This is a genomic window from Salinilacustrithrix flava, assembly GCF_041228405.1.
Lineage (GTDB): Bacteria > Actinomycetota > Acidimicrobiia > Acidimicrobiales > Salinilacustritrichaceae > Salinilacustrithrix > Salinilacustrithrix flava.
Map to the genome: position 1 here is coordinate 3,072,011 of NZ_CP133888.1, position 15,220 is coordinate 3,087,230.

The 15,220-nt window shown below is 72.4% G+C and carries 14 protein-coding genes; 8 read left to right on the plus strand and 6 right to left on the minus strand.

The features are described from left to right. Positions 1-45 precede the first annotated feature (45 nt). The 5 genes from RGQ06_RS15170 (at position 46) to RGQ06_RS15190 (ending at position 3,456) form a co-directional block, all read left to right on the plus strand. Positions 46-1,581, plus strand: coding sequence for an AMP-binding protein (locus RGQ06_RS15170; protein WP_432430456.1), 1,536 nt, complete (start codon positions 46-48; stop codon positions 1,579-1,581). 32 nt (positions 1,582-1,613) lie between these two features. Then, complete coding sequence (locus RGQ06_RS15175) at positions 1,614-2,171, plus strand: copper resistance protein CopC (RefSeq protein WP_432430455.1); 558 nt, start codon at positions 1,614-1,616, stop codon at positions 2,169-2,171. Positions 2,172-2,214: 43 nt separating this feature from the next. Further along, positions 2,215-2,622: a hypothetical protein gene (locus RGQ06_RS15180; RefSeq protein WP_432430454.1), complete on the plus strand. Its 408-nt coding sequence runs from the start codon at positions 2,215-2,217 to the stop codon at positions 2,620-2,622. A gap of 106 nt (positions 2,623-2,728) precedes the next feature. After that, positions 2,729-3,034 (plus strand): HU family DNA-binding protein, encoded by a 306-nt coding sequence (locus RGQ06_RS15185; RefSeq protein WP_432430453.1) that lies wholly within the window; start codon positions 2,729-2,731, stop codon positions 3,032-3,034. Between the two features lie 131 nt (positions 3,035-3,165). Continuing rightward, a complete protein-coding gene (locus RGQ06_RS15190) occupies positions 3,166-3,456 on the plus strand; it encodes a hypothetical protein (protein ID WP_432430452.1) in 291 nt (96 codons plus the stop codon). A 9-nt stretch (positions 3,457-3,465) separates the two neighbouring features. Here RGQ06_RS15190 and RGQ06_RS15195 read toward each other — a convergent pair whose 3' ends face one another. Then, entirely contained in the window at positions 3,466-4,815 is a 1,350-nt protein-coding gene (locus RGQ06_RS15195) for a neutral zinc metallopeptidase (protein WP_432430451.1), read from the minus strand. Positions 4,816-4,877: 62 nt separating this feature from the next. Between RGQ06_RS15195 and RGQ06_RS15200 the strand changes: the two genes are divergently transcribed. Further along, the gene (locus RGQ06_RS15200; protein ID WP_432430450.1) at positions 4,878-7,526 is read left to right on the plus strand and encodes a GNAT family N-acetyltransferase; all 2,649 of its coding nucleotides are present in this window, start codon (positions 4,878-4,880) and stop codon (positions 7,524-7,526) included. 4 nt (positions 7,527-7,530) lie between these two features. On the opposite strand, the gene RGQ06_RS15205 is transcribed toward RGQ06_RS15200, so the two are convergent. Further along, a complete protein-coding gene (locus tag RGQ06_RS15205) occupies positions 7,531-8,655 on the minus strand; it encodes an acyl-CoA dehydrogenase family protein (protein WP_432430449.1) in 1,125 nt (374 codons plus the stop codon). Positions 8,656-8,689: 34 nt separating this feature from the next. Here RGQ06_RS15205 and RGQ06_RS15210 point away from each other — a divergent pair, with 34 nt between their 5' ends. Next, positions 8,690-9,601, plus strand: coding sequence for a sulfotransferase family protein (locus RGQ06_RS15210; RefSeq protein WP_432430448.1), 912 nt, complete (start codon positions 8,690-8,692; stop codon positions 9,599-9,601). Beyond that, positions 9,601-10,692 carry a DUF354 domain-containing protein gene (locus RGQ06_RS15215; RefSeq protein ID WP_432430447.1) on the plus strand — a complete coding sequence of 364 codons (1,092 nt, stop codon included), beginning with the start codon at positions 9,601-9,603 and terminating at the stop codon, positions 10,690-10,692. The genes RGQ06_RS15210 and RGQ06_RS15215 overlap by 1 nt, the downstream gene beginning before the upstream one ends. Before the next feature lie 199 nt (positions 10,693-10,891). Here RGQ06_RS15215 and RGQ06_RS15220 read toward each other — a convergent pair whose 3' ends face one another. From RGQ06_RS15220 to RGQ06_RS15235, 4 genes are all read right to left on the minus strand, one after another. Further along, complete coding sequence (locus RGQ06_RS15220) at positions 10,892-11,731, minus strand: SCO6745 family protein (RefSeq protein WP_432430446.1); 840 nt, start codon at positions 11,729-11,731, stop codon at positions 10,892-10,894. Then, on the minus strand, positions 11,728-12,672 hold the full coding sequence (locus RGQ06_RS15225) for a zinc-binding dehydrogenase (protein ID WP_432430445.1): 945 nt from the start codon (positions 12,670-12,672) through the stop codon (positions 11,728-11,730). The genes RGQ06_RS15220 and RGQ06_RS15225 overlap by 4 nt, the downstream gene beginning before the upstream one ends. 2 nt (positions 12,673-12,674) lie before the next feature. Next, the gene (locus tag RGQ06_RS15230; protein ID WP_432430444.1) at positions 12,675-13,943 is read right to left on the minus strand and encodes a citrate synthase; all 1,269 of its coding nucleotides are present in this window, start codon (positions 13,941-13,943) and stop codon (positions 12,675-12,677) included. A 66-nt stretch (positions 13,944-14,009) separates the two neighbouring features. Beyond that, a complete protein-coding gene (locus RGQ06_RS15235; protein WP_432430443.1) occupies positions 14,010-14,951 on the minus strand; it encodes a LysR family transcriptional regulator in 942 nt (313 codons plus the stop codon). Positions 14,952-15,220: the final 269 nt, after the last annotated feature.

The window sequence follows — 15,220 nt, forward strand, 5'->3', positions numbered from 1 at the left end:
GCTCGCGTAGGGTCCGGCTTCCGCACCGTCCAGGGGGAAGAGGCCATGCGAGTCCCGCTCACCGTCCGAGACCACATCGACCGTGCCGAGCTCGTCTACGGCGACCGGATCGCGTTCGTGGACGAACCCGACCAGCCGGCGCAGTCGTGGGGCTCGGTCACCTACCGGGAGATGGCCGCCCGGGCCCGCTCGATGGCGGTCGCCTTCGACCAGATGGGGGTGAAGCACGGCGAGCGGGTCGCCATCGTCAGCCACAACTCGGCCCGCCTCCTCACCGCGTTCTTCGGGGTGAGCGCCTACGGCCGCGTCCTCGTGCCGATCAACTTCCGCCTCAACCGCGAGGAGATCGCCTACATCGTCGAGCACTCCGGGGCATCGGTGCTGCTGATCGATCCGGCGCTGGCCGACGACCTCGCCGGCGTCGAGGCCGAGCACACGATGGTGCTGGGCGCCGACACCGACCAGCAGCTGTTCCGGGCCGTCGGCGAGCCCATCCCGTGGGAGCCCGACGAGGACGCCACCGCCACCATCAACTACACGAGCGGCACCACGGCGCGGCCCAAGGGCGTGCAGCTCACCCACCGCAGCCTGTGGCTGAACGCCGCCACGTTCGGCTGGCACATGGGGGTCAGCGACCGGGACGTGTACCTGCACACCCTGCCGATGTTCCACTGCAACGGCTGGGGGATGGTGTACGCGGTCACGGGGATGGGCGGCCGCCACATCGTGCTGCGCCAGATCGACGGCGCGGAGATCCTCCGCCGCATCGACGACCACGGCGTGACGCTGCTGTGCGGGGCGCCCGCCGTGGGCTCCATCGTGCTCGACGCCGCCAGCTCCCTCGGCGACGACGTGCCGGGCCGTGGCACCACCCGGTGGGTCATGGCCGGCGCCCCGCCGCCCACCGCGACGATCGAGGCGGTCGAGCGCGACCTCGGTTGGGAGTTCGTGCAGATCTACGGCCTCACCGAGACCTCGCCGCTGCTCACGATCAACCGCGGTCGGGCCGAGTACGACGACCTCGATCCCACCGAGCGCGCCCAGAAGCTGTCCCGTGCCGGCGCCCCGGCCATCGGCGTGCAGCTCTCGACCAGCGAGTCGGGCGAGGTGCTGGCCCGGTCCAACGTGGTGCTCGAGGGCTACTGGGAGCAGCCCGACGCGAGCGCCGCCGCCCTGGAGGGCGGGTGGTTCCACACCGGCGACGGCGGGTTCCTCGACGAGGACCACTACCTGCACATCTCGGATCGCAAGAAGGACGTGATCATCTCCGGCGGCGAGAACGTGTCCTCGATCGAGGTCGAGGACTGCCTGTTCTCCCATCCGGACGTGGCCGAGGTCGCGGTGATCGGCGTCCCCGACGAGAAGTGGGGCGAGATGGTCAAGGCCCTGGTCGTGCTCGCGCCGGGGGCCACCGCCGACGAGGCCGCCCTCATCGAGCACTGCCGCTCGAAGCTGGCCCACTACAAGTGCCCGAAGAGCATCGACTTCCGCGACGAGCTGGCCCGCACCGCGACCGGCAAGCTCCAGAAGTTCAAGCTGCGGGCGCCGTACTGGGAGGGCCAGGAGCGCCAGGTCAACTAGGAACCAGGCGGGCCGCTTCCTACGATGCGCAGGTGCGCATCCGGCGACCCCTGCTGCTCCTGGCGCTGCTCGTCGCCGTCCTCGCCGTGGCCGCGCCCGCCGCGGCGCACACCCAGATCCAGCGGGCCGTCCCCGGACCCGGTGAGTCCGTCGACGGCGAGGTGGACTCCGTCGTGCTCGACTTCCTGGACCCGGTCGTGCCCACCCCGGAGATCACCGTCACCGGCCCCGACGGCGAGCTCGTGGACGGCCTCGCCCCCGCCGAGCTGATCGCCGACGACGTCGCCGTCGCCCGCTTCGACCCGCTGACCGTGGGTGGCGAGTACCGGGTGGACTACACCTTCGTCGCCCTCGACGGCGACGAGCAGGTCAGCGCCCACACGTTCACGTTCGAGCCCGACAGCGGGCTCGACCTCGCGGTGCGTCCGCTCCTCGCCTGGCTCGTCGGCGGCGTGCTGCTCGTGCTGCTGGTCGCCGCCGTGCTCGGCCGGCGTCGTTCCGGCAGAGGAGCCGAGCCGGCAGGCGAGGCGACCCAGAAGCACAGTGCGTTACGGCGGCGAAGCCGCCAGCCGGACCGCGCGGGGTCGTGACCCGTCCGTCGAAGGTCTTCATCCGTCCGTCAGACTCGCCGGCGTGCTGCCGATCACCCTCGACACCGTCCGGATCTTCGTCCACGTGCTGGCCGCGACCATCTGGGTGGGCGGCCAGCTGACCCTCGCAGGCCTGCTGCCCGGCCTGCGCACCCTCGGCCCGGACGCCCCCCGCACGATCGCCCGGCGGTTCAACCGCATCGCCTGGCCCGCCTACGGCGTGCTGCTGGTGACGGGGGTGTGGAACCTGTTCGAGGTCAGCTTCGGTGACCGCGGCACGGACTGGCAGGTGACCTTCTTCGTCAAGCTCGTCGTCGTGGCGCTGTCGGGTCTGTCGGCGGCGACGCATGCGATGTCGGCGAGCAGGGCGGTGCTCGCCATCGGGGGCGCGGTGGCCGGGTTGTCGAGCCTCGCCGCGCTGTTCCTCGGGGTGCAGCTCGCCTTCGGTTGAGGTGTCGCGAGGGCTGAACGCCAGGCCACGCAAGGAGCATCCGCGCCCTGCCGGGTGACGTTGGCCAGACTGCGCCTCCGACATCACACCCCTTCCAGGAGGAAAAATGAACAAGAGCGAGCTCATCGAGCAGGTCGCCAAGCAGGCAGGCGTCGACAAGAAGACCGCCGGCGACGTGCTGAAGGGCTTCGAGGAGGTCGTGCTCGCGGTGACCAAGGCCGGCAAGGAGGAGATCTCCTGGACCGGGTTCCTGAAGTTCTCCCAGGGCAAGCGCAAGGCCGGCACCGCCCGCAACCCCCAGACGGGCGAGAGCATCAAGACCAAGGCCAAGAAGATCCCCAAGGTCACCCTCGGCGCCACCTTCAAGAAGGTCGTGAACGGCGAGTCGCCCGCACCCAAGCTGGCGAAGTGAGCCGGACCGGTCGCTGACCGGTCCCTGCATCGAAGACGTCTTCGGGCCGGCCGCTGGCCGGCCCGAGCCGCGTCCGGGGTGCGGCGGGAGCGGACTGGCCCGCCCGGTGCCCCGTCGGTGACGATGGGGTGGTGCGCCGCCTCCTCGCCACCCTCGCCCTCGTCAGCGTGCTCGCCCTCGGCGCGCTCGCCGGCACCGCGGTGCCGGTCGCGGCCCAGGCCGACGAGCAGGTGACGACGACGGCACCCCAGGGCGGTGACATCATCCCCCAGCCGAACTCCGGCAGCGAGCCCGAGGACGCCGGCGACCGCGGCGGCGCGCTCCAGACCGCGCTGTTCATCGGCCTGGTGGGCGCCATCGTCGTGGCGGGGGCGGTCATCGTCCGCCAGAGCCGCGCCGCGCGTGCCGAGCGCGGCTTCTGAGCGGCCCGCTCAGTCCACCAGGGCCCGGCAGGGGTCGGCGCCATCGACGAACCCGGCGCGGAACGCAGCGGTGCGCTCGAACGCGCTGGCCTCGGCCTCTCCGCCGAAGGTGAGGAAGGCGATGATGATCTCGTCGAGGTCGCCGGGTGACAGCACGAGGCGCTGCTCGGGGATCGTTCGACGGAACTCCGCGGCGGCGAAGGTGCCGGTGAGGCAGTCGGCGTGCAGGCCGGCGACGACCTCGTCGGTCGGGTCGATGCCGAGCTGGTCCTGGGCGGCGAAGGCGTAGATGCGGGCCAGCTCGCCGCCGAACGCGAAGTCGCCGATCTCGGCGAGCGCCGGGATCAGGTCCTCGCCGTCCATGTACGCGGTGTCGTCGGCGACGCAGTAGAAGGCGGCCAGCTCCAGCTCGCCGCCGGAGATCTCCTCGTCGCCGCAGGCGAGGGCCCCGTCGGCGGGATCGATGACCTCGAAGCCGTCGACCGGGTCCCAGACCTCGTCCTGCTCGGCGAACAGCGCGGCGTAGAACGACTCGAGGTCGGCCACGAGCGGCTCGAGCAGCTCGTCGAGGGGGAGGTTCCCACCGGTGGCCTGGTCGGTGGGGCTGCCGAAGGGGATGGCGACGACGGCAGGCGGCTCGTCGGCATAGGTGGCGCAGGCGGCCGGGCCCTCCTCGTAGCCCTGCTGGAAGGCGCTGACCCGGTCGAACCCGGAGCCGTGGGCGGTGGTGGCGTACCCGGGCACGCCGAGGGAGTCGCGCAGCTCGAGCAGCCCGCCGACGGCGGAGTCGAGGGCGTCGGCGCCCGTGTGGAACGTCGGGATCCGGTCGTCCACGTCGTCGACCCAGGCGCCGGCGAAGCAGTCGGCCTGGAGCTCGAGGGTGACGGTGGCGCCGCGCACGCCGGCGCGGGCCTGCACGGCGTGGGCGAACTCGTGGGCCATCACCAGACCGACCGTGAGGGAACCGAACCGCTCCTGCAGGGCGGGGATCAGGTTCTCCCGGTCCCAGGCGATGAGGTCCTCGGCCGGGCAGTACAGCGCGTTCTCGGCGATCTGGTCGTAGGTCACCGGGTCCGGGCCGCAGGCCGGGAGGGGGGAGCGCGGGCCGTAGGGGACGTAGCCCCCGGCGAGGGGGCGGAACTCGATGTCGTAGACCTCGACCATGGTCCGGGACCAGTAGGTCCGCAGGTCCTCGAGGGCCAGCTCCGTGACGTCGTCGGGGTCGGTGAGGACCTCGCCGGCGGGGATCTCCGGTTCGGGCCGGACCAGACGGTCGTCCCGCAGCACCAGGTCGGACTCGCTGCACGCTGCGGCGAGGACGGCCACGACGAGCAGGAGCGGCAGCGACCGGCGACGCATCGCGTCGACGCTACCGGCGGGGTCGACGCAGCCGTCGCCGGGCGCCGTCGTACGCTGGGCCCGTGGCACACGGCACGATCGACCGCGAGCGATGGGGCCAAGACGTCGTCCTGGCCGACGGGTCCACGGTGCACATCCGCCCCATCGATCCCTCCGACGGGGACGCGCTGGTGGCGTTCCACGGCCGCCAGTCCCGCGAGTCGGTGTACTTCCGCTACTTCAGCCCGCGGCCGAACCTGTCCGACGAGGACATCCGCCACCTGACGACGGTCGACGGAATCGACCGGATGGCCTTCGTCGCCGCACGCGACGACGAGATCCTCGGGGTGGCCCGCTACGACCGCTACCCGGACCGCCCCATCGCCGAGGTGGCCTTCTTCACCGACGATCAGATGGGCGGCAAGGGCATCGCCACCCTGCTGCTCGAGTACCTGGCCGCCTACGGCCGCGAGATCGGCATCAGCCGGTTCGAGGCCACCGTGCTGCCGTCGAACCGGCGCATGGTGCGGGTGTTCCAGGCCGCCGGCTACGGCGCGTCGAGCGCGTTCTCCGACGGCGTCATCGAGGTCACCTTCGACATCGAGCCGAGCGAGGAGGCGGCGCAGGCCATGGCCGAGCGGGCCCGCCGGGCGGAGCGCCAGTCGGTGGTCCGCCTGCTCGAGCCCCGCGCCGTGGCCGTGGTCGGTGCCGGGCGGAACCCGCGCAGCATCGGGCACCGGGTGCTGCGCAGCCTGCTGGGCGGGCCGTTCCACGGGCCGGTGTACCCGGTCCACCCCGAGGCCGACGCAGTCGCCGGCGTGAAGGCGTTCCGCAGCGTGACCGAGCTGCCCGACGAGATCGACGTCGCCGTCGTGTGCGTGCCGGCCGCCGAGGCGAACCAGGTCATCGAGGACTGCGGCCGGGCCAGGGTCGCAGCAGCCATCGTGATCTCCGCCGGGTTCGCCGAGACCGGCCCGGAGGGCAAGGCCCGCCAGGAGGAGCTGCTGGCCACGGCCCGGCGGTTCGGCGTGCGCATCCTCGGCCCCAACTGCCTCGGCGTCATCAACACCGACCCCGACATCCGCTTCCAGGCGACCTTCGCCGGCATCGTGCCCAAGCCGGGCCGGGTCGGCCTGCTCAGCCAGTCGGGCACGCTCGGCGCGGTGATCCTCGGCCACGCCCGCGACGCCGGCCTCGGCATCTCCAGCTTCGTGGCGGTGGGCAACAAGGCCGACCTGTCGGGCAACGACATGCTCCTGTACTGGCTGGACGACGACCGCACCGATGTCGTGCTGCTCTACCTCGAGTCCTTCGGCAACCCCCGCCGGTTCGGCCGCAACGTCCGCCAGGTCGCCGCCCGCAAGCCGGTCTTCGCCGTGCGCACCGGCGCGGTGATGGATGCCCTGATCGCCGAGGAGCAGGCCGAGGACTGGCTGGACGACGCCACCATCGACGCCCTGCTCCGCCAGACCGGGGTGGTCCGCGTCCCCACGGTCACCTCGCTGCTGAACGCGGCGATCGTGGCCGAGAACCAGCCCGTGCCGGCCGGCAACGGCGTCGTGGTCATCGGCAACAGCGGCGGCAGCGCGTCCATGGCCGCCGACGCCTGCGTCAACGCCGGGCTGCGGATGGTGACGCTGTCCGAGCAGACGCTGGCCGCCATCGACGAGGTCCGCCTCCACGGTCGTCGCACCACCAACCCGGTCGACCTGGCCTTCGACGCATCGCCCGCGGACTACCGGACCGTGCTCGACGCGGTGCTCGTGGACCCGGAGGTCGACGTCGCCCTCGTGGTGCACGCGCCCGACGACCCCGACGAGCCCGGCGAGGTCGCGGCCGCCCTCGACCAGGCGGTCGCCGAGCACCCGGCCAGCACCGTCGTGTCCTGCATCTACGGGCAACGGACCACGGTCACCGACGGCGGCGTGCCGATGTTCGCCTTCCCCGACGACGCGGCCTACGCGCTCGGTTGGGTGGCGCGCTACGGGGTGTGGCGCTCCGCCGAGCTGTCCGGCGAGGTGCTCGCCTGTCCGACGTCGGACGAGGTCGTGACCCTGGTCGAGCGCCTGCTCGCCGACGACGAGCGGATCGAGCTGGAGCCGGACGCGGCCCGAGGGCTCCTGCGCGCCGGCGGCATCGAGGTCGTGCCGGTCACGGTCGTGCGCAGCCCGGACGACCTCGAGGGCCTGGAGGTCAGCGGCCGCGTGGCCCTGAAGGCCGAGGCCCACGACGTGGGCGCCACCACCCAGCGCCGGGGAGTGGCGCTCGACCTGCACGACCACGATGACGTGCTGGCCGCCGCCGCCGCCATCGTCGAGGGCATGGGCGACGATGCGTGGCCGATGGTGGTGCAGGAGATGGTCGAGTCGGGCGTCGACGTCCGCATCAGCATCGCCACCCACCCCGTCGTCGGTCCGGTCGTGCGCCTGGGCCCGGGCGGCGGCGCGGGTCGCTTCGCCCCCTCACCCCGTCGGGTGCTGCCCCTCACCGACCAGGGCGCGGACGAGCTCATCACCGAGTCCGGTCTGCACGAGGTGCTCGACGACGACAGCCGCCGCCACGTGACCGAGCTCGTGCGCCGCCTGTGCGCCATCGTCGACGCCGCACCGGAGGTCACCGAGCTCACATGCGACCCGGTCATCGTCCGCGCCGACGGCGCCGACGTCATCGAGGTGCGGGCCACGCTCGCCGACGTCGCCGCCGACGACGTCCCCCTCGTCCGCCGCCTGTGACGGGCTACCTCGGCAGCCCCAAGACGCGCTCGCCGAGGATGTTGCGCAGGATCTCCACGGTGCCGCCCATGATGATGTAGCCCGGGGCGTAGCAGATGTTGCGGGCGACCCGGCGGCGCAGGCCCTCGTCGGCGAGGGTGGCGTGGGGGCCCAGGACCCGTCCGCAGAAGTTCGCGACCTTCACCTCGAACTCGGTGCCGATGGTCTTGGTCGCGGCCGAGAAGCCCTGCGGTGCCTGCTGGAGCGTCTCGCGCAGCACGAGCAGGCGTCCGATGCGGTACATCGACTCGATCTCGGCGATCTCCTGGCGCAGGTTCGGATCCTCGAGGCCGCCGTGGGCCCGGAGGAAGTCGAGGCAGTCCTCGTACAGGCGCTTGTTGGACACGAGCCGGTCGATGCCGCCGCGCTCGTGCTCCATCTGGCGCATGACCTGCTTGAAGGAGTTGTTCTCGGTGCCGACCATGTTCCCCGCCGGCACGCGCACGTCGTCGAAGTAGATCTCGCAGAAGTGGTCGTCGTCGGTCATGTCCCGGATGGGCTTCACGGTGATGCCGGGCGAGGTCATGTCGACGATGAACTCCGACAGGCCCTTGTGCTTGGGGGCGTCGGGGTCGGTGCGGGCGATGAGGTAGCACCAGTCGGCCTGGGCGCCGCCGGAGTTCCAGATCTTCTGGCCGTTGACCACCCACTCGTCGCCGTCGCGCACGGCGTTGGTGCGCAGGGAGGCGACGTCGGAGCCGGCGTCGGGCTCGGACATGCCGATGCACCACATCGACTCGGCGGCGATGATGCCCGGCAGCCAGCGCTCCCGCTGCTCCGGCGTGCCGAACTGCAGCAGGGTCGGGCCCATCTGGCGGTCGGCGAACCACGAGCTGGCGATCGGCGCGCCCTCGGCGATGAGGGCCTCGTAGACGACGAAGCGCTCGAGGGCCGAGCGGCCGCCACCGCCGAACTCCGTCGGCCACGTCATGCCGATCCAACCCCGCGCCGCCAGCTCCTTGGCGAACGCGTCATCGGGCTGGGCGATCCAGGAGTCCTCCTTGAACCAGCGGCCCTCGGTGGCCTTGCGGCCCACCTCATGGGCCTCGTCGGCGAGGGCGAGCAGCTCCGGCGACCACGAGAAGTCCATGCTCGGGGACGCTACAGGTAGGTTCTGCGCCGCCGTGAGTCGCCGCATCGTCTACGTCGTCGGGAAGGGCCGGAGCGGGTCGACCCTGCTGGACGACCTCCTCGGCACGGTCCCTGGGGTCGCCTCGCTGGGCGAGCTGCGCCTCCTGTGGTCCCGCGGCTTCACCCCGGGCTACCGGTGCGCGTGCGGTGAGCTGGTCGCCGACTGCCCGGTGTGGTCCGGTGCCGTCGTCGACGCCATCGGCTCCACGTCCGCCGACGCGCTGGCCGAGGTCGACGCCCTCCAGGACCGGGTGCTGTCGTGGTCACACGTGCCCCGGCTGCTCGCCCGCGGACCGGGCGATGACGACCGCGCCCTCGGCGAGGTGATGGGCCGCCTCTACGCCTCGCTGGCCGAGCGCCTGGACGCCGAGGTGCTGGTCGACTCCTCGAAGTGGCCGCTGCCGCCCGGCGCCTTCGACGTGGTGCCTGGGTTCGAGGCCTGGGTGCTGCACCTGGTGCGCGATCCGCGGGCCGTGGCGCACAGCTACCAGCGGCGCAAGGGCGGCGACGGCCAGCCCGAGCTGCCCCGCTTCGGGGCGCTGCACACCTCGCTGTCCTGGGGCGCCCGCAACGCCGCGGCCGAGCTCGGCCGGCGACCCGTCCCCGCCGAGCGGTTCCGTCGGATCCGCTACGAGGACCTCGCCGCCGACCCGCGAGGGACGCTGCGGTCGCTGGGGGAGTGGCTCGGCATCGGCGACGCCGACCGCGCCTTCGTCGACGACCGCACGGTGCGGCTGGGCGAGGCCCACCTCGTGGGCGGCAACCCCCGCCGGCTGGATCGGGGCGACATCGAGATCCGGGCCGACCAGGAGTGGTCGGGCGGGTCCGCCTCGCGCAGCCAGCGCCTCGTCGGCGCGCTCACCGCGCCGCTCCGAGGCCGGTACGGCTACCCGGGGTCGCGCTGATGCGGGTGCTGTTCGACATCGTGCACCCGGCCCACGTGCACTTCTACCGCCACCTCCACGACCTGCTCCGCGACGAGGGCCACGAGACGCTGGTCGTCGCCCGGGACAAGGAGGTCACCCTCGACCTGCTCGGCGCCTTCGGGATGCCGCATGAGTGGACCGGCCACGCCGGCGCCAAGTCGACCCTGGCCCGGGCCGCCGAGCTCGTCACGCGGGACGTCGCCCTCACCCGCTGGGCCCGCCGCTTCCGACCCGACGTCGTGCTCACCCGCAATCCCGCCGGCGTCCACGCCGGGCGCCTCGTCGGCGCCTGGACCGTGTACGACAGCGTCGACGGGCGGGCCGCCGGCGTGCACTTCCAGCTCGGTGCCCCGCTGGCCCACGTGATCACGTCGCCGAACTGGCTGGACGAGGACTACGGCCCCCGCCACCGCCGCTACCGGGGGCCCAAGGAGCTCGCCTACCTGCATCCGGGCCGGTTCACGGCGGATCCCGGTGTGCGGGCCGAGCTCGGCGTCCCGGACGGCCAGCCCCTGTTCGTGGGCCGCTTCGTGGCCAACGACGCCGTCCACGACGCCCACACCGTCGGCCTCGACACCGCCCAGCGCGCCGCGCTCGTCGAGCGCCTGCAGGCGCGGGGTCACGTGGTCATCTCCAGCGAGGAGGCGCTGCCCGACGAGCTCGAGCCGCTCCGCTACCGACTCGGGCCGGAGCGCATCCACCACGTGCTCGCCGCCGCCGACCTCTTCGTCGGCGACTCCGGCTCCATGGCCGCCGAGGCCGGCGTGCTCGGCACGCCGGCGCTGCGGCTGTCGTCCTGGGTCGGGCCGGTGCGCGGCTACCTCGGTCGGATGGAGCGCGACTACGGCCTGGTCCGGTGCTTCACGCCCGACACCCGGGCCGGCTTCGACGCCGCCCTCGGCGAGGTGCTCGCCGACCTACCGGCGGCCAAGGCCGGCGCGCAGGCGGCGGCCGCCCGCTTGATCACCGACTGCGACGACGTCACCGCCTGGTACCGGGCCCTGCTCGACGAGCTGGTCGCCCGCCCCGAGGCTCCCGGCCGACGCCGGTTCCTCCGCGGCACCCCCTGAACGAAGTGGCAGTTCCCACGTCACGCGGTGGCCGGCGGTGTGACAGCAGCACTGCCAGTTTCAGTCGATCGGATGCCCGGAATGCGGCAAAGATCCTGGGGTGACGGGCGGCACGGCTGGTTACGGATTCCGGAAGCAAGGACATCACGATCACCGGGCTCTGGCGCTCCAATGGTGTGGCGCCGGAGCCCGGGATGTCTCAGCCGGCGGACATCCCGGCGAACACCGCTCTGGACCACGGCCGGACGAGCTCGCGCAGCTCGGCGCCCTCGTCGTCGGTCAGATGCGACCACGCCGGTGCAGCCAGGCGGTCGGTGCGGTCCTCGATCTGCTGGCGCAGGTCCCGCCCGGCGTCGGTGAACGACCCGTCGGCGTCGAGCAGCCCCCGAGCGACCAGCCCGTCGACCGCAAGCGCCCACTCGGTGTCGGGCCACGCCCGGGTGGCCTTCAGCACGTCGGCGCCGACATCGCCGGAGGCCGCGTGCACGACGAGGGCCTCGAGCCCGGAGAGCTCTGCATCGACCAGCGCGACCAGGTGGCCGTCGCCCCGGTACTCCCGCAGCGCGGTGATCGCCCACCACACGCGCAGGTGGTCGTCCTCGGGGACGGGCAGGGCCGCGTGGGCGGCGGCGAGGGGTCGACCGACGCAGCGCTCCAGCAGCCCGGCGGTGGCCTGCTCGGCCAGGTCGGCGGCGCGGGTCATCTCGGATGAGGTGACGGCATCGCCGAGCCGATCTCGCAGCACGCGGTCGACGGCCCGGTGGCGGGCGGCGAGCACGTCGGGGACGTCGATGCCCTCGGGGACCCCGTCCATGGCGTGGAGCACCAGCGACGGGTTGAAGTTGTAGAAGGTGGCGACGACCGTGGCGGCCGACACCCGACCCATCGCCGCCGACCGGGACAGGAAGTAGCCGGTGCGGCCCTTGACGCCGAGGGCGGCGTACTCCTCGGTCGCCTCGGGGGCGAAGTAGATGAACCCGTGGTACGGCTCGAGGGTCCGCCAGCACTTGCGGGCCCGGGTCGCGTCGGCCGCGGTCACGAGGCCAGCAGCACGATCTTGCCGAGCTTGCCGCCCTCGGCGAAGCGGTCGAAGGCCGCCTCGGCGTCGGCCATCGGGAACGTCGCCTCCACGGGCACCGTGAGCGCGCCGGTCTCGACGTGGGGCAGCACGTGGCGGATCATCGCCTGGGCCGCGTCGGCCTTCTCCTCCAGCGGGCGGGACCGCAGGGTCGAGGCCCGGATCGTGCCCCGCTTCTGCATCAGGTCGACCAGGGAGAGCTCGGTCTTCGGGCCGGCGCCGACGCCGATCACCATGATCCGGCCCCAGGTCGCCAGCGCGGTGATGTTGCCCGGCCAGTTCGGGGCGCCGACCAGCTCGAGGATCACGTCGTAGGGGCCGGCGTCGACGAAGTCCTCCGGCAGCACGACGCGCTGCGCCCCGAGCGACGCCACGGTGTCGTGGTGCTCGGGGTTGCGGACGGTGGCGGTGACCTGCGCGCCGGCGGCCGCAGCCAGCTGGACCGCGGCGGTGCCGACGCCGCCGGCGGCGCCATGGATGCAGACCCGTTCGCCCATGGAGAGGCCGACCTGGGAGAACAGGGCGTCGTGCGCGGTGGTGAAGGTCTCGGCGAAGCCGCCGGCCTGCTCCCACGACAGCGACTCGGGCACGGGCAGGAGGTGGCGCTCGTGGACCACGGCCAGCTCGGCCATGCCACCGCCACCGACGACGGCCATGACCCGGTCGCCCTCGGCGAAGGCGGTGGCGCCGGGGCCGAGCCCGACCACCTCACCGGCCAGCTCGAGGCCGGGGATGTCGGCCGGGCTGCCGGGCGGGGCGGGGTAGAAGCCCATCACCTGGAGCCGATCGGCGGCGTTGATGCCCGCGGCCCGCACGCGCACGAGCACCTCGCCCGTACCCGGCACCGGGTCGGGGGCCTCGGCCCAGTGGATCGCCTTGTCGCGGATCGTGACCGCGCGCACGCTCAGCGCTCGCTGATCGGCACGTACGGGCGCTCGCCGGCGCCGGTGTAGAGCTGGCGGGGGCGGGCGATGCGCTGGTCCTGCTCGATGAGCTCCTGCCAGTGCGCCAGCCAGCCGGCCGTGCGGGGGATGGCGAACAGCACGGTGAACATCTCCGTCGGGAAGCCCATCGCCTGGTAGATGAGGCCGGAGTAGAAGTCGACGTTCGGGTAGAGCTTGCGGCTGATGAAGTAGTCGTCGGAGAGCGCGACCTCCTCCAGCTTCAGCGCGATGTCGAGCAGCGGGTTCTTGCCCGTGACCTCGAAGACCTCGTCCGCGGTCTGCTTGATGATCTGGGCCCGGGGGTCGTAGTTCTTGTACACCCGGTGGCCGAAGCCCTGGAGGCGGCCCTTGCCCTGCTTCACCGACTCCACGAAGGCGGGCACGTTGTCGGGGCTGCCGATCTCGGTGAGCATCTTGATGACGGCCTCGTTGGCGCCGCCGTGGCGGGGTCCGTAGAGGGCGGCGGCGGCCGCGGCGGTGGCCGAGTACGGGTCGGCGTGGCTCGAGCCCACGACCCGCATGGCGGTGGTGCCGCAGTTCTGCTCGTGGTCGGCGTGGAGGATGAACAGCACGTCGAGGGCCTTGGCCAGCGCCGGGTTGGCGTCGTAGCGGGGCTCGGCGACCTTCCACATGGTGGACAGGAAGTTGGCCGAGAAGCTCAGGCTGTTGTCCGGGTAGACGAAGGGCATGCCGACGCTGAAGCGGTAGGCGGCGGCGGCCAGCGTGGGCATCTTGGCGATGAGGCGGGTGATCTGCTTGTAGCGGACCTCCTCGTCGAAGATGTCCTTGGCGTTCTCGTAGAAGGTGGACAGCGCGGCCACCGAGGAGACCAGCATCCCCATCGGGTGGGCGTCGTAGTGGAAGCCCTCGAGGAACCGCTTGCGCATGTTCTCGTGGATGTAGGTGTGGTACGTGATGTCGTGCGTCCACTGCTCGAGCTGCTCGGTGGTGGGCAGCTCGCCGAAGATCAGCAGGTAGGCGACCTCCAGGTAGGTGGAGTGCTCGGCCAGCTGCTCGATCGGGTAGCCCCGGTAGCGCAGGATGCCGGCGTCGCCGTCGATGTCGGTGATGGCGCTGCGGGTGGCGGCGGTGGCCGTGAAGGCCTCATCCTCGAACCAGACCCCCGGGAGCAGCTTCTTGAACGGCTCCGAGCTGATGCCGCCGTACTCGATCGGGATCTCGACGGACTCGCCCGTGCGGTTGTCGGTGATCGTGATGGACTCGCCCACGCTGGGTGCCCCTTGTGTCGCAGTCGGTCGGTGGTCGGGTCGGAGACTACGCGGTGGGAGCAGTGGTCACACGGGCTCCGGCAGATCGACGCCCGGGTGGCGGGGCGCTTCGGCTGCGACCAGCTCGCGGAGCAGGTCGCGCAGGGCGCGAGCCGGTGCCGCCAGCCGCCCGCTGCGCCGCCGGGCGAGGCCGACGTCGCGGTGGAGCAGCTCGGGCACGTGGACGCGCACCCAGTCGCCGGGTGGTTCCTCGAGGGTGGCCGTCGTCGGGAGGATGGCCGGGCCGAAGCCGCCGAAGGCCAGGGACGCGACGAGCATCATGCCGTCGACCTCGGCGAGCGGGCGCAGCTCCACGCCGGCCTCGGCCGCGACCCGGTCCAGCTCGTCGCGGAAGGCGGTGCCCTTCGGTTCGAGGACGAGGCGGTGCTCGGCGAGCCGGGCGAAGGACGCCTCGTGGGCCACCGCCGTCTCGTCCTGCGGGTCGAAGGTGAGGTCGTGGCCGCCCGGTACGACCAGGATCCGCTCCTCGGCGAACAGGGGCTCGGCGCCGATCTCGGGGTCGGCCACCGGCAGGTTGACCACGGCCAGGTCGAGGGAGCCCTCCAGCAGCTGGGGGAGGAGCGAGGTGGTGGTGGCGTCGACGATCACGAGGTCCACCCCGGGGTGGCGCTCCTGCATGCCGGCCAGCAGGCTCGGCGCGAGCCAGCGGGCGATGGAGCCGATCATGCCGATCCGGACGTGGCCGACGACCTCGGCCCGCAGGGCGGCGACGTCGCTCTGCAGGGCCTCGAGCTCACTGCGGATGCGCCGGGCCCGGGCCACCGCGGCCTCGCCCTCCTCGGTGAGGCCGCCGGAGGAGCGGTCGACCAGCTGCACGCCGAGCTCCTTCTCGAGCCGGGCCACGTGGGTGGACACGTTGGACTGCACCGTGTGGATCGCCCGCGCCGCGGCGGAGAAGGATCCGTGCTCGGCGACGGCGAGCAGGGCGGTCAGCTGGCGCAGATCCATGCCCATCTGTCTACTGGATGGTAGGTATCTGGGAGAACTGTTGGACAGATGCTTGTGCGATCGGCACACTGATCTTCACAACGCCGGAGCGGATCGTCCCCCCGACCGCTCCGAGCACAGCGTGCCCGACACCAAGGATGTCCCCCCATCCGTCGGATGCACCAAAATTGAGGTGTGGAGCCGGTCCGTCCCCCCCTTGGGCCGGCTCCCCTCAGTTTTCCTCCGAAGTTCCCGGCATTCCTGCCCCCCGCATCGCCGCGTGGGCGCGC